General features: G+C 29.7%; 21 protein-coding genes. 17 read left to right on the top strand and 4 right to left on the bottom strand.

The genetic code is table 11. The annotated features are described in order from the left end of the window. Positions 1–32: 32 nt before the first annotated feature. Positions 33–1,148 carry a cobalt-precorrin-5B (C(1))-methyltransferase CbiD gene (gene cbiD / locus MRZ80_RS06180; protein WP_292537354.1) on the bottom strand — a complete coding sequence of 372 codons (1,116 nt, stop codon included), beginning with the start codon at positions 1,146–1,148 and terminating at the stop codon, positions 33–35. Positions 1,149–1,469: 321 nt separating this feature from the next. After that, positions 1,470–1,739, bottom strand: a complete 270-nt coding sequence (locus MRZ80_RS06175; protein ID WP_292537352.1) for a thioredoxin family protein — start codon at positions 1,737–1,739, stop codon at positions 1,470–1,472. Between the two features lie 307 nt (positions 1,740–2,046). Here MRZ80_RS06175 and MRZ80_RS06170 point away from each other — a divergent pair, with 307 nt between their 5' ends. The 15 genes from MRZ80_RS06170 (at position 2,047) to MRZ80_RS06100 (ending at position 21,414) form a co-directional block, all read left to right on the top strand. Continuing rightward, entirely contained in the window at positions 2,047–2,961 is a 915-nt protein-coding gene (locus tag MRZ80_RS06170) for a shikimate kinase (protein WP_292537350.1), read from the top strand. Positions 2,962–2,969: 8 nt separating this feature from the next. Further along, positions 2,970–3,260, top strand: a complete 291-nt coding sequence (locus MRZ80_RS06165) for a chorismate mutase (RefSeq protein ID WP_292537348.1) — start codon at positions 2,970–2,972, stop codon at positions 3,258–3,260. A gap of 91 nt (positions 3,261–3,351) precedes the next feature. After that, entirely contained in the window at positions 3,352–3,534 is a 183-nt protein-coding gene (locus MRZ80_RS06160) for a 30S ribosomal protein S17e (RefSeq protein WP_292537345.1), read from the top strand. A gap of 362 nt (positions 3,535–3,896) precedes the next feature. After that, positions 3,897–5,123 (top strand): aspartate kinase, encoded by a 1,227-nt coding sequence (locus tag MRZ80_RS06155; protein WP_292537342.1) that lies wholly within the window; start codon positions 3,897–3,899, stop codon positions 5,121–5,123. Continuing rightward, positions 5,120–6,010, top strand: a complete 891-nt coding sequence (gene dapA / locus MRZ80_RS06150) for a 4-hydroxy-tetrahydrodipicolinate synthase (protein WP_292537340.1) — start codon at positions 5,120–5,122, stop codon at positions 6,008–6,010. Before MRZ80_RS06155 ends, dapA begins: the two co-directional genes overlap by 4 nt. A gap of 54 nt (positions 6,011–6,064) precedes the next feature. Further along, positions 6,065–6,892: a 4-hydroxy-tetrahydrodipicolinate reductase gene (dapB, locus tag MRZ80_RS06145; protein WP_292537337.1), complete on the top strand. Its 828-nt coding sequence runs from the start codon at positions 6,065–6,067 to the stop codon at positions 6,890–6,892. A 31-nt stretch (positions 6,893–6,923) separates the two neighbouring features. Further along, positions 6,924–7,976 carry an aspartate-semialdehyde dehydrogenase gene (asd, locus tag MRZ80_RS06140; RefSeq protein ID WP_292537335.1) on the top strand — a complete coding sequence of 351 codons (1,053 nt, stop codon included), beginning with the start codon at positions 6,924–6,926 and terminating at the stop codon, positions 7,974–7,976. Between the two features lie 212 nt (positions 7,977–8,188). Continuing rightward, positions 8,189–8,719, top strand: a complete 531-nt coding sequence (locus MRZ80_RS06135) for a phosphatase PAP2 family protein (RefSeq protein ID WP_292537333.1) — start codon at positions 8,189–8,191, stop codon at positions 8,717–8,719. Positions 8,720–8,817: 98 nt separating this feature from the next. Next, complete coding sequence (locus tag MRZ80_RS06130) at positions 8,818–12,099, top strand: hypothetical protein (RefSeq protein ID WP_292537331.1); 3,282 nt, start codon at positions 8,818–8,820, stop codon at positions 12,097–12,099. A gap of 331 nt (positions 12,100–12,430) precedes the next feature. Continuing rightward, the gene (thsA, locus tag MRZ80_RS06125; RefSeq protein ID WP_292537328.1) at positions 12,431–14,050 is read left to right on the top strand and encodes a thermosome subunit alpha; all 1,620 of its coding nucleotides are present in this window, start codon (positions 12,431–12,433) and stop codon (positions 14,048–14,050) included. A 298-nt stretch (positions 14,051–14,348) separates the two neighbouring features. Next, positions 14,349–14,876, top strand: a complete 528-nt coding sequence (locus tag MRZ80_RS06120) for a hypothetical protein (protein ID WP_292537326.1) — start codon at positions 14,349–14,351, stop codon at positions 14,874–14,876. A gap of 347 nt (positions 14,877–15,223) precedes the next feature. Further along, positions 15,224–16,681 (top strand): hypothetical protein, encoded by a 1,458-nt coding sequence (locus tag MRZ80_RS06115; protein ID WP_292537323.1) that lies wholly within the window; start codon positions 15,224–15,226, stop codon positions 16,679–16,681. Further along, on the top strand, positions 16,650–19,982 hold the full coding sequence (locus MRZ80_RS06110) for a right-handed parallel beta-helix repeat-containing protein (RefSeq protein ID WP_292537320.1): 3,333 nt from the start codon (positions 16,650–16,652) through the stop codon (positions 19,980–19,982). The genes MRZ80_RS06115 and MRZ80_RS06110 overlap by 32 nt, the downstream gene beginning before the upstream one ends. After that, on the top strand, positions 19,975–20,577 hold the full coding sequence (locus MRZ80_RS06105; RefSeq protein WP_292537318.1) for a hypothetical protein: 603 nt from the start codon (positions 19,975–19,977) through the stop codon (positions 20,575–20,577). The genes MRZ80_RS06110 and MRZ80_RS06105 overlap by 8 nt, the downstream gene beginning before the upstream one ends. Before the next feature lie 90 nt (positions 20,578–20,667). Further along, complete coding sequence (locus MRZ80_RS06100; protein ID WP_292537315.1) at positions 20,668–21,414, top strand: Ig-like domain-containing protein; 747 nt, start codon at positions 20,668–20,670, stop codon at positions 21,412–21,414. Positions 21,415–21,697: 283 nt separating this feature from the next. Here MRZ80_RS06100 and MRZ80_RS06095 read toward each other — a convergent pair whose 3' ends face one another. Continuing rightward, the gene (locus MRZ80_RS06095) at positions 21,698–22,858 is read right to left on the bottom strand and encodes a thiolase domain-containing protein (RefSeq protein WP_292537311.1); all 1,161 of its coding nucleotides are present in this window, start codon (positions 22,856–22,858) and stop codon (positions 21,698–21,700) included. Between the two features lie 34 nt (positions 22,859–22,892). Continuing rightward, positions 22,893–23,933, bottom strand: coding sequence for a hydroxymethylglutaryl-CoA synthase (locus tag MRZ80_RS06090; RefSeq protein ID WP_292537308.1), 1,041 nt, complete (start codon positions 23,931–23,933; stop codon positions 22,893–22,895). 356 nt (positions 23,934–24,289) lie between these two features. Here MRZ80_RS06090 and MRZ80_RS06085 point away from each other — a divergent pair, with 356 nt between their 5' ends. Together MRZ80_RS06085 and MRZ80_RS06080 are read left to right on the top strand one after the other, a co-directional pair. Beyond that, a complete protein-coding gene (locus MRZ80_RS06085) occupies positions 24,290–24,952 on the top strand; it encodes a DUF5612 domain-containing protein (protein ID WP_292537305.1) in 663 nt (220 codons plus the stop codon). Positions 24,953–25,001: 49 nt separating this feature from the next. Beyond that, on the top strand, positions 25,002–25,979 hold the full coding sequence (locus tag MRZ80_RS06080) for a hypothetical protein (RefSeq protein WP_292537302.1): 978 nt from the start codon (positions 25,002–25,004) through the stop codon (positions 25,977–25,979). Positions 25,980–26,118 lie beyond the last annotated feature (139 nt).

Raw genomic sequence — 26,118 nt, 5'->3', positions numbered from 1 at the left:
AAAATACTTATTATCTTAATATTATTATTTTTCTATTCTTCTGTTGTTTTCCATTTAAATGGTATTTGCTTTGCATGATCTTTTGTTAGAATATCACCATTCATCTTAACTATTGTAACATAAAACTTAATATTATATTTAAGTTCACATAATTTAACAATTTCATCAGCAATAAGTGTAAATACCTTATCTGTTAGATTGTTTTTATCAAGAATTTTAATAACATCCTCTGTTGTAATACATGCAAAGATGTCACAAACAGTCTTTGTATCTGCTCCACAAAGAGCACTATAACATGCCATAATTTCACGTCTTGCATCTGCAACACTTTGCTTTGTATTAAATATACCTGCTGCAATTTTAATAAGCTTTCCTGCATGACCAAAAATTGTGATTGAATCAATAGAACCTGATTCTTTATCAGCCTCATCAAGCATAAATCCAACAAAGTTACTCATCTCAATTATTGCATCATCTTCAACTTCAAGATTTTCCTTTGCAATATTTGTACCAATATTTCCAGGAACAAAGAGAAGATCACGATATCCATTTGCTACTGCAACATCAATTTGTACACGAAGAGAATCCTTATATGCCTTTGATGACATTGGTCTTGCAACACCTGTTGTACCAAGAACAGATATTCCATCCATAATACCAAGACGACTATTCATGGTTTTAGGAGCAATAGCACGTCCTTCTGGTATTATTATCTTAACAATAACACCCCTGCCCTCTGGAAGATATCTTTTAAGATTTTCTTTTATCATACTTCTTGGTGTTGGATTTATTGCATATTCACCAACAGGAATTTGAAGACCAGGCTTTGTAACAACACCCACACCTTCTCCTGCTGTAATTTCAACAAAACCACTATTATCTGTTAGTGTAACTTCAGATATTATTTCAATTCCACGTGTAACATCAGGATCATTATATGTAGGCTTAATTACACTTGCTTGTGCAGTTTTATCATCAATAACTTTTGATTTTTCAATTTTAACATTAAGTTTTGTTATTGGAGTTCTTATCTCAACAACTTCTGGTGCTTTATCTGTTAGTTTTAGTAGTGCTGCAAGTGATGCTGCTGTTGCAACACTTCCTGTTGTAATACCTGACTTTTCAGGTGAATTTTCATGTGCTTCCATTTAAAATTATCCCCCATCAATAAAAAAAATATAATCTTAACTTGTAATATTTTCAAATTTCTAATAATTTTCATGATTATATTAGCATTAAATCATATTATATAATAATTATAGTGATATTTCTTTAATTATTTATCTAAAATAATAGGCATTTGTTGTATTATATTGTTTAATAAAAATAAATAAAGCTTTAAAATAAGGTATTTAAAATTTGTATTTTTTTAATTTAAAATAATATGAAATAAGTGATCTTAGAAAAAAATAGTTCATCTAATAAAAAAGAGGAGGAGAAGGGGGTTATGGAAAATTAGGAGATTGTATCTATTGTCCTAATTTTTCTTTTACTTTTTCTGCAAGATTTCTTGCTGTTGGTGCACCTACAAATGCAACTTCACCATCAATAATAACTGTTGGTACAGACATTATTTCATATTGTTGTACTTTATCCATGTTTTCTGCTACATCAAGATGTTCATATTCTACTTGGTCACCAAATTTTTCAACTACTTTTTCTGCTGCAGCAACAGCCCTTGGACAAAATGGGCATGTTTGTGATGTGTATACTTCAAGTTTTACAACCATTTTTTTCACCTTTAAAATTTTTTTTTGTATCTATATTAACTTTATATAAATATATAAATATTTTATAATATCATCTATTAGATTTCATTTTTTTTTATAATCATATAATAATATAACAACCATCTATATATAATTTAAATTTTATTTTAAAGATAATATTCATAATTTATAAAATAGTTTTATATGCTACATATCATCCTATAAAATTAGCATATTTTTATGTAAAATTCATTTAACTTATATTAATAAATTCTAATATATTTTAAAATAATATAAAAAAAATATTAAAAAAATTTATAAAAAGGTGTAATTTTCAATGGTAAAAGTACGATCTCCTGCATCAGCAACAGTAATTAATGCAATTGCAACAGGTTTTGGTTCTGCTTTTGGAATAAAATTATATGTAACAGCAGATGTAAATATTGTAAGTTTTGATGCAAAAGAAGATATAGAATGTGAATGTATCAGCCTTGATGATCCAGACATGGATACATCACTAATGGAGCGTTGTATCAAGTTAACATATGAAAAATTATGTGAATATGATTGTTTTAATCTTAAAAATATTAAATTAGAAGTTAAAACAAAATCAGATATTCCACCAGGATCAGGTCTTTCAAGTAGTAGTGCAGCATCAAATTCAGTAGTTTATGGGACAATAATTGAGCTTTTAGGTGCATGTAACTTAACTATGGATGATGTTAATATTACAGATGATGACATTGTAAATATTGCAATTGAAGCATCACTAGATGTTGGTGTATCTATTACTGGTGCATATGATGATGCTTCTGCATCATTTTATGGTGGATGGAAGATATGTGATAATTATGAAAGGAAAATTTTGAAAGATTATTCTATTAAATATTCGAAAGTTTTAATATATATACCAGACAAATCTTCATATACTGCACAGTGTGATGTTGAAAATATGAAAGTTTTAGCACCACTTGTGGAAATAGCATTTTCGCATGCAATAGATGAAAATATTGAAAAAGCTCTAACCTTAAATGGCTTACTTTATGCTAATGCACTAAATTTTGATACAAACATTGTACTTGATGCATTAAAAGCAGGAGCAAAAGCTGCAGGATTATCTGGGACTGGATCTGCTTATTCTATATTAGTAGATGATCTTGATATTGAAGAAATTAAAAGTGCACTTTCTAAGTATCCTGGATTGTTGATAGAGACAGAACCTGATAATGAGGGATCTGTAGTAATAAGGTGAGGATTATTTTGAATAAACAAGAAGCTGAAAAATTATTAAATAAATCACGAAAGAAGATTGATGAAATAGATGAGCAAATTTTTAATCTAATACTTGAGAGAACATCACTTGCTCCTGATATTATCTCATCAAAGAAAGCTTTAGATATGGATTTATTTGATAAATCAAGAGAAGATATTATTCATGATAAACTTGAAAACTTAATGGCAGATGTTGAATATGACAAGGAAATAATCTTTGAAATCTTTGACATGCTTGCAAAGTTAAGTAAACAAGAGCAGAAGAAATATTTAAATTAACGTTAATTACTTTTTTTTAAATTTTTTTTATAATAAAAAAATAACAAAATAATAAATTTATATACTTATAGAAAATTTTGGAGGAATGATTATGGGAAATATAAGAACAACATTTGTAAAAAGAACAGCAAAAGAATTACTTGAAGCACACGGTGAAAAATTCAACAATGATTTTGAAAACAACAAACAAGTTGTTGCTGAATACTCAACAGTGTCAACAAAACACTTAAGAAATCAAATTGCTGGATATGCAACCCACTTAATGCAACAATAAGTTCATTAAGTTATTTTTCTTTTTTTTTACTTTTTTTTCATAATTTACTAATTTTTAATAAATTCTAATTCTATATATAAAAAATATTTTTTTTCTTTTCTAACTTCCCAACTATTTTTAACGATGCTGTAAAATTTCTAAAATAAGGTCTATTTTTTCATAATTTTTAATATTTTAATGATCTTTTATTATAAAATTTTAATAAATATATAATTCATATATATTATGTAACTAGTAACAGTTTAATGTTATAATAATAAAATTAATATAAAAAAATGATAATATTCATATAAAAAAAAATTTAATGAATTTTATGAATTAAGTTTATTTAGATAGAAAATATAATTTTTAAGGGTGAATCTATGGCGACGGTTGTGGCAAAATTTGGTGGAACTTCAGTAGGAACTGGAGAAAGGATTCAAAAAGCAGCAAAATCAGTAGTGAATGAATACATGCAGGGAAACAAGGTAATAGTAGTTGTTTCTGCAATTAACAAGACAACTGATGAATCAATAAAGCTTGTAAATGAATCAATGGGAGATCTAGTAACGGACAAACAGTTAGCAGGCATACTTTCAATGGGTGAAATGCAAAGTGTACGAATAATGGCAGCAACAATAGAGTCATTAGGAGTAAAAGCAGAATATATAGATCCATTCAGTGAAAAATGGCCAGTAATAACAGATAGTAACTTTACAGAAGCCAAGATTGACAAGAAAGCTACAGAAGAAAAAGTAAAACAACACATAAAAAAACTAGTAGATCAGGGAATAATTCCAGTAATCTGTGGATTCCTTGGACGAGATAGTGAAAACAATGTAACAACACTAGGACGTGGAGGAAGTGATGTATCAGCATTCCTTATAGGACAATGTATAGGTGCAGATGAAGTAGTTATTGTAACAGATGTAAAAGGTGTAATGTCTACTGATCCACGTAAATTAAACACAGCACGAAAGCTTGATAAGATAACAGTTGAAGAAATGATAGATCTTGCAAACTATGGAGCACAGGTACTTCATCCTAATGCTTTAAGATACAAGGATCCATCAATAAAAGCTAAGATAATAAGCTTTGAATATGGAAATTTAAGAGTACAGGGGACTGATATTATAGGTCCGGCAAATCCTGATGAAGACATAATAACAATAACAAAATTAGATGATCAACTAGCAGTTCTTGCCGTTGTAGGTGAGAATCTCATGAAAAAACAGGGAATAATAGCAGAAATAGCACAGCTTGTAAATGCACATAACTTCATCATATATGGCATTTCAACTGGTGAAAGTTCAATAACCCTATTTTTCAAATATGAAGATGCAATAAAAGCACATGAAATATTACATCAAGCAATAATTGAAGGAGATACATTTAGTTCAATATCACTTGGACAGAAAATTGCTATGATTTCACTTGTAAGTCATGACTTCATTGACACCCCTGGCATCATAGCAAGTATTACAAAACCACTTCATGAAAACAATATTAACATAGTTGAATTATCTTCCAGCCAAACAGCAGTAGTAGTATTTGTTGACTGGGAAAATGGTGAAAAAGCATATAAATTAATTAAGGAGACTTTAGTATGAATTTAGATGGAACACATGTTGCAATGATCACACCTTTTGATGGTGATAATAATATTGATGAAGAAAAATATAGAAACTTCATAGATTTTCTCATAGATCAAGGTGTTGATGGAATAGTTGCAGCAGGTACAACAGGTGAATCTGCAACAATGACACATGATGAACATCAAAAAGTAATAGATATCATGGTAGATCAAGCAGATGGACGGGTAACAACCATTGCAGGTGCAGGAAGTAATGCAACAGCAGAAGCACTAGATCTACTAAAATATGTAGAAGATGCAGGTGCAGATGCAGCTTTAGTTATAACACCATACTATAATAAGCCACAACAAAGTGGACTTTACAATCATTATAAACTACTTAATGATTCAACAAACATACCAATAATTGCATATAATGTACCATCAAGAACAGGTGTAGATTTATCAATTGACACAATACTAAAAATTGCAGAACTTGACAATATTGTAGCAATAAAAGAGGCAAATCCTGACTTAAATAAGCTTGCAGAAGTATTTAGCAGACTAGCAAAAAGTGACATTGATGATTTCACAGTACTTTCTGGTAATGATTCACTAACACTTCCAATGATTTCACAAGGTGCACGTGGAGTTATAAGTGTTGTTGCAAATGTACTTCCAAATAAGATGTCAACAATGGTACGCTCTGCACTTGATGCAGATTATACAAAAGCACGTACACTTTCAAATGAATTATATGACATGATGGATGTATTATTTATTGAAGCAAGTCCTGCTCCAACAAAAAGAGCATTAAACTATATGGGAATGGATATTGGCGGACTAAGAATGCCAATTAATGAAATTTCACAGGAAAATGATGCAATACTAAAAGATGTACTTAAAGAATATAACTTATTATAAGATTTATAGAAAATTAAAAATTATAAAGAAAATAAATTAAATGGGGATGATTTAATGATTAAAGTAGCAGTAACAGGTTGTGCTGGAAACATGGGTTCAAAAATTGTTAAAACAGTACAAGCACAAGAAAATATGGAAGTAGTACTAGGAATAGAAAGACCAAACACACCACTGGAAGGAAAAGATTTAGGAGAACAAATCGGACTCGGAACAATGGGAGTGGAAATAATAGATTCACAAAACCTTGAAGTTGCATTAAATGACATAAAACCAGATGTATTAGTAGATTTTACAATTGCAGCAGCAGCTGTTGAAACTGTAAAAGTATGTGCAAAATGTGGAGTAAATGTGGTAGTTGGAACAACAGGAATATCTGATGAACAACTCGATGAAATGTATAAAATTATCGAAGAAAACGGTGTAAAAGGTGTAATATCACCAAACATGGCAACAGGTGTAAATGTATTTTTTGAAATTGTAGGACAAGTTGCAAAAATCCTAGGACAAGAATATGATGTGGAAATTATAGAAGCACACCACCACAACAAACAAGATTCACCATCAGGAACAGCAAAAAGAGCAGCAGAAATTGTAGCTAAAAATCTTGACCTTAACCTTAAAGAAAATGCATGCTATGGTCGTGAAGGTATGGTAGGTGCAAGACCAGAAAATGAAATTGGTATCCATGCTGTACGTGGAGGAGACATAGTAGGAGATCACACTGTAATGTTTGCAGGAGATGGAGAAAGAATAGAAGTAACACACAGAGCATCAACAAGACAAGCATTTGTAAACGGTGTAATACGTGCAATTAACTACCTTATGACAAAACAGGATAAAACAATTGCAGGTATGAACGATGTACTAGACTTAAACTTCTAAGAAAACTAAAAATTAATGGAGAAATCAAATTATGGTAAATAATGTATGTGTACTCGGTGCAACTGGAATGGTAGGACAACGTTTTATCCAACTATTATCTGAAATTCCAGATTTTAATATTGTAAGTATAGCAGCATCAGAAAGATCTGCAGGAAAACGTTATGAAGATGCAGTAAGATGGCATCAAACAACACCAATACCTGAATGTGTAAAGGATATGAAACTTGTAAATACAGATCCAAATGAGGTAAGTGATGATGTAGACTTTGTATTTGCATCACTTCCAGCATCACTTGCAGAACCTGTAGAAGCTGCATTTGCTGAGAAATTTATTGTAGCATCAAATGCAAGTGTAAATCGTATGAAAGAAAATATTCCACTCATAATTCCAGAGGTAAATCCTGAACACCTTGAAATGATGGAACTTCAAAAAGATATTAATGGATGGGATGGATGTATTGTAACAAATCCAAACTGTTCAACAATAGCATTAACACTTACATTAAAACCATTATTTGATAAATATACATTTAAACGTGTATCTGTATCAACAATGCAGGCTGTAAGTGGAGCAGGATACAATGGTGTACCATCAATGGGAATACTTGATAATGTAATACCATACATTGGTGGAGAAGAAGAAAAAATGCAATCTGAAACTCTACACTTACTTGGAAAAGCAGAAGGAGGATTAGTGAAAAAAGCTAACTTCCCACTTAGTGCTTCATGTAATAGAGTAGGTGTTATTGATGGACACACAGAATCTGTATTTATTGAATTTGAAGAAGATGATGTGACAGTTGAAGATATTAAAGAGGAAATGAGAAACTTCAGAGGTCTTCCACAGAAAGAAAATCTTTCATTTGCACCAGAGCAACCTGTACTTGTACGTGATGAAGAAGATCGTCCACAACCACGTATGGATCGTGACTCACAACATGGAATGGCTGTAACTGTAGGACGTGTACGTGAAGATGTATTTGATAACAGTTTCAAATATACCCTTGTAGGACATAATACTATTCGTGGAGCAGCTGGAGCTTCAATATTAAATGCTCAACTTATATCTAAACTATACTTATAAGAAAAATAAAAAGGGGAAATAAAATATTTTAGGGTAGGAAAATTAAATTAATATACTATTCTAAAATTCAAACCATTTTTTTTATAAAAACTATTTTAACCAAAAAAAGAATTCTTAATCTCTTTTTTTCAAAGAAAAGAAAAAAAACTATTTTTTTTAATTTTACATTATAATACTTATATGATTATATTTTTTTAGGGGGAGAGGATTGTATGATAATTGATTTATATTCAATTGATGTGGCAATACTTCAATTTATAAACTTAGGATTTCACAATAACATCCTAAATAGCATAGCAAGTTTTATAACAATCTTTGGATGGGCATATGTGGCTATTATAATAGGAGTACTACTATATTTCATATCAAAAAATAAGAAGACAAAAAATTATGCAAAACTTCTTATTATTTCAACAATAGTAGCATGGCTTACAATTGAAGCTGTAAAACTTGGAGTACATAGAATAAGACCATACGATGTCATAACACCCTTATATGTGCTTGCACATGAGAGTAGTTATTCATTTCCATCAGGACATACAACAACAGCAACAGTACTGTTTTATACATTATCAAAAAGATATGGACATTGGTGGCTTTTCATACTAATACCAGTACTTGTAGCATTAAGTCGAATGTATCTTGGTGTACATTATCCATCAGATGTTCTTGGTGGATTTATATTTGGATATATAGTATCATATCTATGTGAATATTTTATGAAAACAAAGAATTTATTATAAAATAATGGGGAAAAATTGAAAATTATTTAACTAAAATAGTAAATTATAAAAAAATGTTTTAAACATATATAAATAATATATATTGGATAGTGATCACAATGGCGTTTTTAAATGATGTTGAATCAGAAGAATTAAGGGAACTTGTGAAATCTTGTTTTAAAGAAATTAACATGTTAAAAGAACAGTTAAGTGAAGAATATAAAGATATACGAACAGAAGAAGTTGTTAAAAACGTTCTAATACAGACAGAAAGTAATAATTCAGCTCTACATGGTAGAATTAACGAATTAACAGATGAAATAAGAAGTAAAGACAATCAACTAAAAGAACTTGACTTAAATTTACAGGAAAAAGAAACACAACTTAAAGAAAAAGATCTTGAAATTCTAGAACTTAACTCTAAAGCTACAAAAGAAGTAGAAGAAGAAAAACAAGATTATGAAAAACAATTAAAACAATTACAAGAAGAAGTTACAAAAAAAGATGCTCAAGTAGATGAGCTACAGAAAGTAAATGTTGATGAAATAGAAAAAACAGCAGCACTCGAAGATGAAATTAAAAAACTAAAACAAGAAGTAGAAGATGCACAATCATCAACATCAACAACAGAGATAAATCAGCTAAAAGCAGTAATTGACAGACAAAATGAGGAATTAAAGGAAATTCCAGATCTTAAAAATAAGCTTACACTAGAAATGGCACAACGTGACCAGCAAATAAGTAAGCTTGAAGATGAAAATGCACAACTAAAACAGACAACACAACAAATACAAGATAGTGAAGTTGAAGATTATAAAAAACAATTAGATGAAAAACAAGCAGCAATAGAAAAATACCAGCAAGACATTGCACAACTTAAAGTTGCACAAAATTCAGATGATGACTTTGCAGAACTTAACATTAAAATTGCAGAACTTGAAGATGAAAATGCATCCTTAAAGCAGGAAGCTGAATCATTAAAACTTAAAGCTCAAACACCAACAGTTGATGTAACATCTACAACAAGTACATCTATGAGTGAATTAATTGAGGATTTCACACGTAAATCTGATGAATTAATAGATGTGAAAGTAAAATATGAACATCTGAAAGATTCAACTCGAATTAATCAAATTAAGATTGAAGAACTTGAAAATGAAAACGCCAAACTTAGAAAAGCTTCAGAAGATCTTAAAGTGGTAGATGCATCAGTTGTAGCAGCAGATGATGAGGTAATTAAGGAAAATCAGGAATTAGTAGATGTAAATAATACATTATCTAATGAAAATGAAACACTTAAAGCTGATGTAAAAGATAAAGATGAAAAAATAGAACAACTAGAAATTGAAGTTACAACATCAAAATCTGAAGTTGAAGATCTTAAAGGTAAAGTTAAAGAACTTGAAGATGCAAAAGCAGAGGCACAATCAAAAATAGATGATGAGGAAGCTGCAGCTGAAGTTGAATATGACATCCTAAAAATCAGATATGATGAACTTGAAAAGTCATATAATGAACTTAAAGAAAGCAGTACTGGTGTATCTGGTGAAATTTCAAAACTTAAAGAAGATACAACACAGAAAGATCTTATGATTAAATCATTAACAGCAGATAAGGATTCAGCAGAATCTAAAGTTGTTGAACTTGAAGATATTCTAACACAAAGAGATCATGAAATTTCAGATCTTAAAGTTAAAGTTGAAGCAGCAGAAGTTAATGATGTAAAAGAAAACGAATTAACACAACAATTAAATGATGTTAAACATGAATTATATGAAAAAGATGCAGAGTTTGACAAACTTAAAATTGACTATAATGAATTAAATAAGAAAACTTCAACACAAATTGATGAGTTAAATGAAGAACTTACAAAGTTCACAAATAGTAATGAAAAACTATTAAATGAAAAACAATATCTGCAGAAAACTGTTGATGAGAAAAATACTGCTCTTTCAAAACTTGAACAGGAAAACAGTACATTAAATGTTGTGATAAAAGAAAAAGATGCAGAATTTAAATCAGTTAAAGAAAATCTACAGTCAACTAAGAAGAATACATCAGAGGAAATCACAGCACTTAACAAACAAATACAGGATCAAAAAGATAAGATTGCAGCACTTCCACAGAAACTTGAATTGAAAGATGTTGAAATATCACAACTCAATAAGATGCTTAAATCTAAAGAAGTTGAAATTGTTGATAAAAACGATAAAATTAAGGATTTAAGAAATAATATTCAGGATCTTCAAGAGAAAGTAAAACAGGTAAATGATCAAATTGCACAGAACAATGTTATTGTTGCAGAAAAAATTAAGGAAAAAGATGATGAAATCTTTAAGATGAAAGAGAATTTCACTAAATCTAAGGAAGAACAAGATCATGAAATTGGAAAACTTAACTCCATTGTAAGTCAGAGAGATTATAAAATTGATGAACTTAATGAAAATATTGATTCATTAAATGATGATCTTGAAATTATCAGAGAAAAATATAATGATAATACACAGAAATATGCTCATCTTGAGGGTATTGTTAAGGCTAAAGATGAAAGTTTAGCTAAAAAAGATGATCTTATTGATGATATTAAAAAACATATTGAAATACTTGAAAATAAGATTAAACTTAAAGATAATGAAATTGAAGATCTTACCAAGCAAATTGAAGGTTATGATGAAGATATCAATAAGCTTAAATCTGAAATTGATGAAACTACACAGAAACTAGAAGTTATTGATGATCTTAAAGATGAGATATCTCAAAAAGATGCAACAATTGAGGAAAGAGGATTGAAACTTCAAGAAAGTGAATCAACACTCATAAATGTTACATCTTCACTTAATGAACTTAAAAATCTTGTTGAACTTAAAAATGAAGAACTTGAAAATCATAAAAAACTTATTGATGATAAAAATCAACAACTCAAGGAGTATGATGCTCTTAAAGTAAAAGTTAATGCTATTGAAGCTGAAAAGAACGATATGAAAATTGACTATGAAAAACAGGTTGCAGATCTTGAAATTAAGCTTCAAAAAGATGAAAAACTCAAAGAAGAAAATGAGAAATTTGCAAAACAACTCGAGGATATGTCTGCTCAAATTAAGGAAAGTGAGGTAAAACTTGCAGATTCACTTAAATACCGTGATTACTTCCAAATTATGACAGAAAAACCATTACCTGGTCTTACAAGTTTCCAATCACAGATATATCACATTCTTCCTGATGCAATGAGTGCAAGTGAACTTTATGATTATCTTGAAAGTATAGGATTTGCAGAACTTAAAAAGGAAAACTTTGCAAAAACTCTTAAAGCACTTGAAAAACGAGGCTATTACCAGAGAGCAAAAGATGAAGATAAAATTATCTGGGTAAAAATACCACTTCATCAGGTTCCAGAAGAATAGGCTTTAAAGTCTAAGAAATAATACTATCCAATAATTTCTCACCTCCCTACTATTTTTTTTATTATTTTTTTTATGGTATTTTTCAATTTTTCTAAATTGTTTTTAATCTTTTTCTGTGTTTTGTACAGAAAAAAACCAAAAAGTATTTATATTAAGTTAAATCCAGTAATATATAGTAGACTGAATAATAAAATAAATTTTTAATAAAATTAATTTTAAAAACTAAAAAAATATATGAATCAATGATTTTACATTCATATAAAGATAAATTTTCAATGTTTTAATCAAATAAAAACTTTTATAAAATTAAAATTATTTAGAGGTAATAAATATGGCACAACAACAACCATTAATCATCTTACCTGAAGGAACAACCCGTAACATAGGTAGAGATGCACAAAGAAACAACATTTTAGCAGGAAAAGTTTTAGCAGAAACAGTAAGAACAACATTAGGTCCTAAAGGAATGGACAAAATGCTTGTAGACGGACTTGGAGACATTGTTGTAACAAACGACGGTGTAACAATCCTCAAAGAAATGGACATCGAACACCCTGCAGCAAAAATGCTTGTAGAAGTAGCAAAAACACAAGAAGATGAAGTAGGAGACGGAACAACCACAGCAGTAATCATTGCTGGAGAATTACTCAAAAAATCAGAAGATTTACTTGACAAAGAAATCCACCCAACAATCATCGCACTTGGATACAGACAAGCAGCACTCAAAGCAACAGAAATCTTAGATGATATCTCAATTGATGCAGCAGACAAAGAAACACTCCTCAAAGTAGCAATGACAGCTATGACAGGTAAAGGAACAGAAAAAGCAAAAGAACCTTTAGCTAAAATCATCGTAGGAGCAGTAAGCCAAGTAGAAGAAGACGGTAAAGTAGATTCAGAACAAATAAAAATCGAATCAAAAGACGGTGCATCAGTAGAAGACTCAGAACTCGTATCTGGAGTAATCATCGACAAAGAAAAAGTACACCCTGGTATGCCATCAGAAATCAACGGTGCAAAAATCGCATTAGTAAACAGTGCAATTGAAGTAAAAGAAACCGAAGTAGATGCAGAAATCAGAATTACAGACCCAGCACAAATGCAAGCATTCATAGAACAAGAAGAAAACATGATCAAAGAAATGATCGATGGACTTGAAGCAGCAGGAACAAACGTATTATTCTGTCAAAAAGGAATTGACGACTTAGCACAACACTACCTTGCAAAAGCAGGAATCTTAGCAGCAAGAAGAGTTAAAAAATCCGACATGGAAAAACTCGCAAAAGCAACAGGTGCTAAAATCGTAACAAACATTGAAGATTTAAAAGAAGAAGATCTTGGAGATGCAGGACTTGTTAAAGAAGACAAAGTATCCGGTGACGACATGATCTTTGTAAAAGAATGTAAAGATCCTAAAGCTGTAACACTCCTCTTAAGAGGTTCAACCAGCCACGTAGTTGACGAAATTGAAAGAGCAGTAGAAGACGCAATAGGAGTAGTAGCATCAACAGTAGAAGACGGAAAAGTTGTTGTTGGTGGAGGAGCTCCAGAAATAGCAATTGCAAAAGGATTAAAAGACTACGCAGAAACAATCAGCGGAAGAGAACAATTAGCAGTAACAGCATTTGCAGAAGCATTAGAAGTAGTTCCAAGAACACTCGCAGAAAATGCAGGTCTCGACAGCATAGACTCACTCGTAGATTTAAGAGCAGCACACGAAGACTCACAATACATGGGATTAAATGTATTTGAAGGTGGAGTATGCGACATGAAAGAAGCTGGAGTAATCGAACCACAAAGAGTTAAAAAACAAGCTATACAATCTGCAGCAGAAGCAGCTGAAATGATCTTAAGAATCGATGACGTAATTGCATCATCCAGCCAAGGAGCAGCAGCAGCTGCAGCTGCAGCACCTGACATGGGTGGAATGGGCGGAATGCCTCCTATGTAAATAGGCTAAATTACATGTTAAATTACTTATAAACTAAAAAAAACTTATAGACTAAATCTAAAATACTCAGACGGAAAAATAAAAAAGAAGTTTTACTTTTTTCATATTACTTCTTTTTTTTATAATATTTTTTTTGATAAATTTAAATTTCTAACCACACATTACTTTTTTTTATATAATAATAGAACTTACTTATTTTAAATTAAAACATATAATTACATTGTTTTAAAAAATAATTATATAACTTAAAAATTAAACCTAATAATTAACTAAAAAAATTATACAAATGTGAATAATTATGGAACAAGCCCTAGATTTTGATGATGGAGTTTTTGGAAATATACATGAATATAACCAACTAATAACAGGATTATTTGAAACATTAAAATCAGTAACAGCAGAAACATTCTGGAATATGCATGTTGATGGAAAAAAAGGACTTTCAACAATAATAGCAATGGAAATAATAGATCTAATTCTAGATTCATACAGTGAAATTGCAGAATGCTTCTATGCAAATGAAAACATAGCACAAGAATATCCTTATTTTGTAGAAATAAGAGAAATGATAGAATGCTTACTTTCAGATCACTTCTATGACAATGAAAGATACCTAAATTTGGCAGTAAATCTTTCATCAGACTTTTTTACACTACTAGAAGTAAAAGTATTACTATTTGAAGGCAAAGGAGTACTATCAGTTGCTGATGATGTAATGGATGAATATATTAATGAATTTACAAAGTTTATTGAAAGATTTAACAACTATCGAGATGAATTCATAGAATTATATGATGAATTTGACAAATTTGATGAACTTGAATAAATTCAACCTCTCTTTAAACTCTTTTTAAAAAATATTTATATATCAAGCTTAATTTTAAATCAAACATCCTTTTTATAAAATCTATTTTTAAATTATCTTATTTTAAATAATTTATAATAATATTTAAGTTATTTTATTTTAATTAGAAATTATCCAATATCATTTAAAATTTAAATCTAAAAATTAGAGTATAATTTTATTTAATTTTACAAATAAAATATATAACATTAAAGATTTTTTTAATAATATGTTTGAAACTTAACTTAACATATAAAAAAAAATTAGATTTATTTATTATAAAAAAAAAGTCTTTAAATACAATAAAAAAATTATTAGGATGAAAATGTATGATTAAATTTCGAAATAAAAAAATTTTCTCATTTATCCTAGTTTTAATATTTTTTATAATGATTATCTCAGCTGCCACAGCTGCAGATAATAATACAAATAGTGATATGAGTGACATACAAAGTGTCCAAGCACATACATCTATAAATAAAACAACAGATGATGTAAATACACAATCACAACAGAAAGATATTAAGGATAATACGAAAAAATTAGATAGTCCGAAAAAAATTAGTAATAAAGAAACAAAAAAAGCATCCTATACAGTAGATAATTATGATCAACTGTATAATACAATAGAAAGTATAAAATCAAGTTCAGAGACAGAGACAACAATAAACCTAAATCAGGGAACATACCAAGTGACAAATACAATAAACTGGACAGGTTCAAATACCAAAACTTTAACAATAAATGGAAATGGACAAACAATTGATGGACAAAATCATCAATTTATAACAGTAGCAGAAGGCTACACATTAAATCTTAAAAATCTAATAATAAATAACTGTCAAGCATCAGATGGTGCAGTAATATATGTAAATAACTCAAAACTAACAGTGGAAAACATAACAGCATCACATAGTGGAGCATTTTGTTATTTAAATCAAGGAACAGTAGAAATAACAAATTCAAGCTTTAAAAATCATCATGCAAATAATGGTGGAGTAAACTATGTAAGACCAGGAACTATGACAATTGTAAATTCCACATTTGAAAACAACAATGTAGATGTTGATGCTGGAGCAAATGTTAACTATGGAGTTATGACAATTATAAATTCAAGCTTCACAAACAATACAGCTTTAAGTAAAGGTGGAGCAAATTGGAACGATGGAAATCTAACAATTGAAGGTTGTATATTTACAAATAACTCAGCAAATCAAGGTGGAGCAAATTCTAATCGTAACAATAAAACAATAATTAATAATTCAACTTTCATAAATAACACAGCAACTGAAGGTGGAGCAAACTATAATTATAATAATGTTAATTTAGTGATAAATAATTCAAACTTCACAGACAACAATGCAACAAATGGTGCTGTAAATTATAATTCTAATGCTTATTTAACAATTATAAATTCAAATTTCACAAATAGTAATGCAACAGGTAATGGTTCTGTAAACTATAATTTCGGTGGAAATTTAAATATTACAGATTCAAATTTCACAGCAAATGTAGCACATGAAAATGGTGGAGTAAATTATAATCAAAACCTAGAATATGTAGTTATAAATAATTCAGTATTTGAAAACAACATAGCAGGTCTAGGTAATGGTGGAGTAAACTATAACAATAATACCAGTATTTTAAATATTACAGATTCAAGTTTCATAAATAACACAGCAAAAAATGGTTCTGTAAATTATAATTCTAATGCTGTTAATATAAATATTAAAAATTCAACATTTACATTAAATCATGCAAATGAAAATTGGTGGAGTAAACTATAATATTGGTGGAAATATAAATATTACAAATTCAAGTTTCATAAATAACATGGCATTAAATGGATCTGTAAATTATAACACTAATTCTGCTACCTTAAATATAATACAATCAGAATTTAAAGATAACACAGCAAATGATAAAGGTGGAATAAATTATAATAATAAAAGTTATATGAATATAACAGATTCAAAATTCACAAATAACACAGGTGTAGTTGGTGGAATAAACTTCAACAATAATTCATATGTAAATATTACAAATGTAAACTTCACAAATAACAAAGCACGAAGTAATTCATCAATAAACTACAATGAAAATACCAACATAACAATACTAGATTCAAACTTCACAAATAATACATCAGGACCTGTAGGTATAAATTCAAATGTTAATACAAACATAACACTACAAAACTTAATATTTACAAATATAACATTTTCAGGATATGGAATGGAAAAAAGTGTAAATAGTACACAGATAGTACAAAATGTAACATACATAAATACCATATCAAGTGGTACTGGAGGAGTATTTGAAGCATCAGATTCAACAATTATAATGGATAATGTAATATTTAATCAAACATCATCATCAGGTCCTGGAGGAGTATTTAATATAACAAATACAACAGTTAATGCTACAAATGTAAACTTCACAGATTGTAATGCATCAAATGGTGGAGTATTTAATACATTAAATTCAAGAATAAATCTTACAAATGTAAACTTCACACGATGTAATACAACAGGTGGTAATGGAGGAGTAATAGCAAGTACTAATTCAAATATCACAATTTCAAATGCAAATTTCAATACAACATATGCAAGATCAACAGGTGGAGCATTCAGTATAAGAAATACAAATCTTAATATTACAAATGCAAACTTTACAAATACAAAAGCAGGAAGTCCTGGAGGAATAGTTGACTTTACAAGTTCAAATGTAAGTATAATAGATTCAAATATTAATGATACATCAGCAATGATGGGATCAATATTCTATTCAGGAACATCAAATAATCTAACAATAAAATCAACAAATATCACAAATACAGTTGCAACAAGTGCACCAGGAGCAGTAGGATATCTATCAGGTAATGATAATATAATAGTAGAAAATACATTAATTAATGAAACAATCTCAACAAATGTGGGTGGATTATTCTACATTGGAGGAAGTTCAAATATCCTAAAAATTAAATCATCAAATATTACAAAAACTCAAATTAATGCTAATGGTCCAGGTGCAATCTATTTAGGTGGAAATTCAAACCTAATAATTGAAGATTCACAATTTAGCTCAAATACAGCAGCAGGAATAGGATGTGTAATCTACAATTCACAGGGAAATGTAGAAATAAGAAATTCAAACTTCACAGATAACAATCAAACAACAGAAAATCTTATGGGTGGAGTAATATATAATGATAAAGGACAATTAAATATAGAAAATTCCATATTTACAAATACATTAAATCAAAACAACACAATCTATTCAAATGCAGATATAACACTTATAAATGTAACACTAAACAATACAATTACAACACCAAAAGCATATGAAGAAAATACATACTACACACCAATACAGGTAGATACACTAAGTGAAAATGAAGACATAACAATAACAGTTGACAATCAAATATTTACTACAAATAAAAATGCAACAACAAATATTACAAGCTTCAACTACACCTTCTCAACAAGTGGAGATAAAACAATAAAAATGTCATATCCAACATATGCAGATAGTAATATAAACCTACTAATGGACAATGTAGAAGCAGTAGATATAATAGAAATACAACCAGTAAGTGACATCAGAGTATTTGATAAAATAACAGTAGATGTAACACTTAAAAAAGCAGATGGAACACTTTTCACAGATGAACTACCAGTAGCATTTAAAATAGGAGATAAAATCTATAAAAACACTACAATAACAGGTGGACAAACAACACAAGAAATAGACACATCAACACTACCAGTAGGAGACTATGATGTAGTAGTAATTGTAGGAGTAGAAAATCAAACACAATTCACAATTATAAAACGTGACATTGAAGATAAAACAATCACAATAGATGAAATTAAAACATTTGAAAATACAACTATAGACTTAACAATCAATGATGAAATGGGAACACAACTTATTGGAAGTATTCCTGTTGAAGTACTACTAAATGGTACCAGTGTACTTAACACTACAATTGTTGATGGTGTTTTAAAAGATACAATTCCAACAGATACACTAGCTGGAGGAGAATATGATGTTGAATTTAAAATACCAGAATCAGACAACTATAACGCAAAAACATTCACAACTAAACTTAACATATTAAAACGTGGTGTAATAGTAGATATTACAACTAATGCTGACCCTGTTAAACCATTAGATAATGTTACAGTAACCATAACAGTTACTGATGAAAACACAGCACAAAGTGTAAGAAATGGAAAAGTTGTACTTAGCTTTGATGAACATGGTGAAATTGCAACACTAGAACTTACAGATGGACGTGCAACATATACCTACACAATACCAACTGATGTTATAATCTTTGAATTCCTACCATACCACTTTGAAGCAGTATATGAAGAAAATGACTACTACACAACAGGTAGTAATAAAATAGAAGTAAACCTGGAAAAACTTGATATTGAAGATAAAACAATCACAATAGATGAAATTAAAACATTTGAAAATACAATTATAGACTTAACAATCAATGATGAAAAAGGAAATACACTCATTGGAAGTATTCCTGTTGAAGTACTACTAAATGGTACCAGTGTACTTAACACAACAATAGTTGATGGTGTACTTAAAGATACCATACCAACAGACACACTAGTTGCAGGAGAATATGATGTTGAATTTAGAATTGAAGAAACAGACATATACAACGCAAAAACATTCACAACTAAACTTAACATATTAAAACGTGATGTAATAGTAGATATTACATCTGATGTATCTGAGATAAAACCACTACACAATATTACATTTACAATAACAGTCACTGATGAAAACACAACACAACCTGTAAAAGAAGGACAAGTTGTACTTAAATTTGACAACAATGAAATTACAACACTAGATCTTAAAGATGGAAAAGCTACATATACTTACACAATACCATCAAATGTTATAGTAATACCATTCATGCCATATACAGTAGAAGCAGATTATATTACAAACAACTACTACAATAAGGCAAGTAACAATCTTCCAGTAGATGTAATAAAAATGGATATTGCAGATACAACAGTAGTGCTTGATGATACTAGAGTATTTGAATAGTCATGTTGATGTAATAATCAATGATGAATTAGGAAATGCTCTTCTTGGAAGTATTCCTGTTGAAGTAGTAGTAAATGGAACAAGCATACTAAATACCACAATTGTTGATGGAGTACTTAAAGATACAATTCCAACAGAAAATCTACCAGCAGGTGAATATAGTGTTGAATTTAATATTCAACCTGATGAATTTGGAATATATAATGAAAAAATATTAACATCTAAACTTAACATTATAAAACGTGATGCAATACTAACAGTTGAAGCAGATACAACAAAAGTACTAAATACACTTGCAATTAATGTTACATTAAATGATGAAAACATGACAATAAATAGTGGAAATGTTGTATTTAAAATCAACAATAAAGTAGTACGTGATGAAAATGGAAACCCAATAAAAGTTCATGTTAAAGACAACAAAGCACAACTAAACTACACACTACCACAAGAAATTGGACAAGGACAATATAATATAACAGCAGTATATGAATCAAACAATTACAACAAAGTAGAAAATACTACACAATGTAATATTGAAGGATTAGATATTGAAGTTAAAGATATGGAAATGACAATTAAGGCAAAAACATAAACAGTAATTAACATCACATTATATGATGAAAATGGAGTACAACTAATAGGTACAATTAAAGGTGTAATAAAACTAAATGATAAAACATTTATGAATACAACAATAAAAGATGGAGTACTTTATGAAGTTTTAGATACACAAACACAAAAAGTAGGAAATCATAAAATCACAGTAAAACTTGGAGAAAACAGCCTATATAATGCAGAAGAATTTAATATAAACCTAACAATCATAAAACGTGATGCAAATATCAGCATATCAACAAATACACCTACAACATCAGGTAACTTAATTGTTGATGTAAATGTTACAGATAATGAAAAACAGATAGATAGTGGAGTTGTAAGTTTCAAAATTAATGGTAAAACATTACTTGATGAAAATAACAATACAATTACAGTAAATGTGACAGAAGATGGTAAAGCACACCTTAACTACATACTACCATCATACATTGGATCTGGAGAATATAACATAACAGCAGTATATTCTGATAAAAACTATGAAAGAGTAGATGTAACAGATAACTTTAATGTAGATAAAAGTGCTATTGGAAACATAACAGCAGATAAGATAACAACACCAAAAGGTGAAAATACAACAATTAATATGACAATTAAAGATGCACAGGGAAGAGAAATTTATGGTAAAACTAAAATTGCCATAAAAATTGATGGAGCAACAGTACTTAATACTTACATCTATGATGGAATGTTAAATGTTGATCTTATAACTGAGAAAACAAAAGTTGGAAATCATAATATTACAGTTGTACTTGGTGAAAACAGCAGATACTTAAAAGGCAATATATTAATTCCACTTGAAATTACAGGATAGCTATAGAATTTAATTTTATAGTTTTATCTAACTATCTCCCCACCCCTTATTTTTTTTATTAAATAATATCTTATTTTTTAGAATAATTTTAACACTCATTTATTTTAAAATAATAGTTAATAATTTTATGTAGAAATGGTTTTTATTATTATTTAATTAATAGAATTTATGATTTAATAATATATGTTATATTAGAAATAGAAATTAGTGGTATGTTATGTAGATGTAGTTATAATTTTATTTAAATTTATTAAAAAAAAGAAAGAAAGAAGTTGATGTTAATTTAATCTTTTTCATTAGATAATATATGTACTGCTGTTGTACCACCAGTTCCACCAATGTTAAGTGCAATACCATATTTTGCATCATCAACTTGTCTTTTACCTGCATCTCCACGTAATTGCCATGTAAGTTCTGCAACTTGTGCAATACCTGTTGCACCAAGTGGATGACCTCTTGCTTTAAGTCCACCTGATGGATTTACTGCAATTTCACCATCACGTTCAATAAGACCATCTTCAATTGCCTGTCCACCTTTTCCTTTTTCAAAGAATCCAAGATCTTCAATAGCAATAAGACCATTTATACTGAAACAATCATGTACTTCTGCAAGATCCATATCTTTAGCAGTTACACCTGCAATATCATATGCTTTTCTTGATGCTATTTTTGTTGATTCAATTGTTGTTAAGCTTTTTCTGCTGTGAAGTGCAATTGTATCTGATGCTTGTGTTGATGCTTTTATGTAAATTGGGTTATCTGTGTATTTAAGAGCATCTTCTGCTGGGCATACAATAACAGCAGATGCACCATCTGATACTGGTGAACAATCAAGAATATTAAGTGGTGATGCTACTTTTGTTGAGTTAAGTACTGCATCTACTGATATTTCTCTTTGGAACTGTGCTTTAGGATTTAGTGCACCATTTTTGTGTCCAAGTACTGCAAATCCTGCAATTTGTTCACGAGTTGTACCATATTCATACATGTGTCTTTCTGCCATCATAGCATATAATGATGGGAATGTTACTCCATGTTGTGCTTCCCATTCCTGATCTGCTGCTGCTGCAATTGCTGGTGTTGCATCTACAACATCTGTCATTTTTTCAACACCTGCTGCCATTACACGATCATAGTATCCTGAAGCTACAGCCATAATTGCCTGTCTTAGTGCAAGACCACCTGATGCACATGCTGCTTCTACTCTTGTTGCTGGTATTGGTGCAAGTCCTGAGTGTTCTGCAATTAATGATCCAATGTGTTCTTGTCCTACAAATAATCCACCACTCATGTTACCGATGTACATTGCTTCAATGTCATCACCATTCATGTTAGCATCTTTTATTGCGTCAACTCCAGCTTCTACAACTAAATCTCTGAATGATTTATCCCATAATTCTCCAAACTTAGTCTGGGAAACTCCTACTATTGCGACATCTCTCATATTAAATCCTCCATTAAATTTTTACTCTCTAGTTTTAATTCATTTTTATTTTTCCTTTGAACTTAGCATATGTTGCATAATCAACGTATGTTACGTTTTTAGTAATTTCATCAAGAGTTTTAGCATTGTTTCTTACTTCTTCTATTCTATCATTTACTGTAAGTGTAAATGCGTCACTTCCAGCTCCTGATCCATAGGATACCATGAAGATTTTATCTCCTGGTTTTGCAATATCAAGTACTGATGCAAGACCAAGTGGTGTTGCTCCTGAGTATGTATTTCCAATGTGTGGAGTTAATAGACCTTGTTTGTATTGTTCTTCTGTAAATCCAAGTTTTCTTGCTGCTCTTATGTAGAATTTACCATTTGGCTGGTGGAATACACCATAGTCATAGTCTTCTGCTGTTGTATTTGTTTTTTCAAACATTAGATTTGCTGCTCCAAGTACGTGTTTGAAGTATGCAGGTTGTCCTGTAAATCTTCCACCATGTGATGGGTAATCTTGACCTTCTCTTCTGTAGAAATCAGGTGTATCTGTTGTAAAACTGCATGTTGCATCAATGTCTGCTATTGTGTTTTCTTCTCCAATAATATATGCAGCTCCTCCAGCTGATGCTGTGTATTCAAGTGCATCTCCTGGTGCACCTTGTGATGTATCTGCTCCAATTGCAAGTGCATTTTTTACAAGTTTTGATTTAACTAAACCTGTTGCTGCTTGAATACCTGCAGTTCCTGCTTTACATGCAAATTCTAGGTCAGCAGCTGTAAGTTCTGGTGCTGCTCTTATTGCATCTGCAACTATTGTTGCTGTAGGTTTTACTGCATATGGGTGTGATTCTGATCCCACATAAATTGCTCCAATATCTTGAGGATCAATTTCTGCTCTTTTTAATGCTCTTCTTGCTGCTTCAACTGCTATTGTCACTGTATCTTCATCAGGTCCTGGTACGGATTTTTCTTCTACTACTAATCCTTTAGAGATAGATTCAGGATCATCTCCCCATACCTTGGCAATTTCTTCCACTTTTATTCTGTAAGAAGGAACATGAGCTCCATATCCAATTATTCCTGTCATTATATCACCTTACATTATTTTTAAGATTTTTTAATTGTATCTCATATTCATTTATAGAAAGTAAATTTTTATCTTTTATTTCTACAAAAGTGAGTTTTTTGATTTAATTTTAAAGATTATTTTTCTTAAAAATTGTTGATCTATTATTACTAAATGTTTAGTTTATTCAAGTTAATATATTTATTATATATTTTTGTATGTAAAATTAGTTATTTTTTATAAAAAAGTTAATTTTTAGAGAATTTTAGGAGTAATTTCTATTGAAATTGTTATTATTTTTTTAAAAATAATTATAAAATAGTAGACTATATAAATATAATATTATTAGTTATATAAAATAACGGAGTTACAAAATCATGAGCACAGTAACAGTTAATCTTAAAACTGTAGAAAAAGTAGGTGTACTTCACACCATAGCTGATAAATTATATGAACAAAATTATAATATAATTCATACTCACCTATTTCTGCGAGATAATTCAGGACGAATTTATATGGAAATAACAGGTGTAGATTGTGCAGATGATGTTGTAAAGTGTATTTCAGAAGTACCAGATGTCATATCTGTAGAATTACAACAAACACTACATGCTAGTTTTGGAAAAAGAGTTATTGTTTTAGGTGATGGTGAAGTCATGGCTCAAACAATACAGGCAGCTATTATTGAGGCTGAATCTCATAATATGAGTGGTGAAACTATTAGTGTTGATGGTATGATTATTGGTGGAGGTTCTGAAATTCAAGAATCAATAAAGTCACTAGAACAACTTCCACGTGTTGAAGCTTTAGTTTTATCTGGATCTATGATGGGTGGTATGATTAGTGATGAGATTGTAAAGTTAAAAGAAAATAATGAAGATCTTATCATAATTTCTGTTGATATGATGGGAGATTTATCTTCTGTTGTTGATCATGTAATTAATGATCCAAAACAGGCTGGTATTATGGCAGTAAAGCTTATATCAGATAAGGATTATTATGCAGATGAGATCTTAGATAATAAGTTTTTAAATAAATAATTTCCTAATTATTTTTTTTTATATAAAATAATAATTGGAGGTAGAAATAATGTATGGTGATCCTAGAGATCCACCTAATAATCAGTTTAAGGTAATAGTTTTACTTTTAATTGCTGTTGTTGCAATTATTGGTGTTACTTATGCATTAAATGGTGGTGGAGGTAAGCCTGCTGAGGCGGTAGAAAATAATACAACAGCTGATAATAATACTACTGCTACTTCATCAATTCAGCCTAAGATGATTGGTAATAATTCAAATGGTTCTGTTGTTAAGTATGCAACATATGGTAGTAATTCATCTAATGTACGTATTGCATTAATTATTGGTGTTGGTGAAAATACTACATCTGATATATCTGTTATTCCAACACTTGAAAATGTTTTAAATGCTAAGTATGCATACGATGTTTACCTTGTAAATACTACACTTACACCTGATAAAGTATCAAATAATACATCAGATAATGATACAAATGAAACATCTGATAATGATACTAACACATCAGACAATAACACTACTACAAAATCATCATCAGCTAGTGCTGATAAGATTGTTGCAAATGCATCAGCAAATCTTGCACGTGATTATGCAGTACCTGATATTGTAAATAACAGTTATGATCTTGCTGTGCAGATTCAAAGTAGTAGTAATGGTTCATACATGTTTGTTCCATCAGATAATACATATACATCAAAGATTGTGTTAAATAATGTTTCAAATGCATCTGGTATTTCAAAAGGTGTTCCTAACAATTATGACTATGCATATGGTGCATCTCTTCCATTAATTGGAAATAACACACCATCATTTGTATATGCAACAAGTACATATTATTCATCACAACCTTCAGATGAGGTGCAGATGGTAATTGCCGCTATTGATGGATTTGATTTTAATGGATATTATTCAGCTCTTGAAAATCAGACATTTGTTGATGATTCAAATTCATCAGATAGTAATAATACAACAGCAAACAATACAACTTCGTCAACTACAATGAAGACAAGTAGTGAAGTTGAGGACTAATAAATTTATACTTAAAAAATAAATTTATTAAATCTTTTTTTTTCTTTTTTTTTATTCATCTGATTTTTTTTCAATTTTTTATTGTTTATTTTTTCATATTTTTTTAGATAATACTTTTTAGTTATTTTATTATGAAACT

The sequence above is a fragment of the Methanosphaera sp. genome, from assembly GCF_022768985.1.
In the GTDB taxonomy this organism is placed as follows: Archaea; Methanobacteriota; Methanobacteria; order Methanobacteriales; family Methanobacteriaceae; genus Methanosphaera.
The sequence above is the reverse complement of the archived record's forward strand: the minus strand, read 5'-3'. Positions and strand labels throughout refer to the sequence as shown.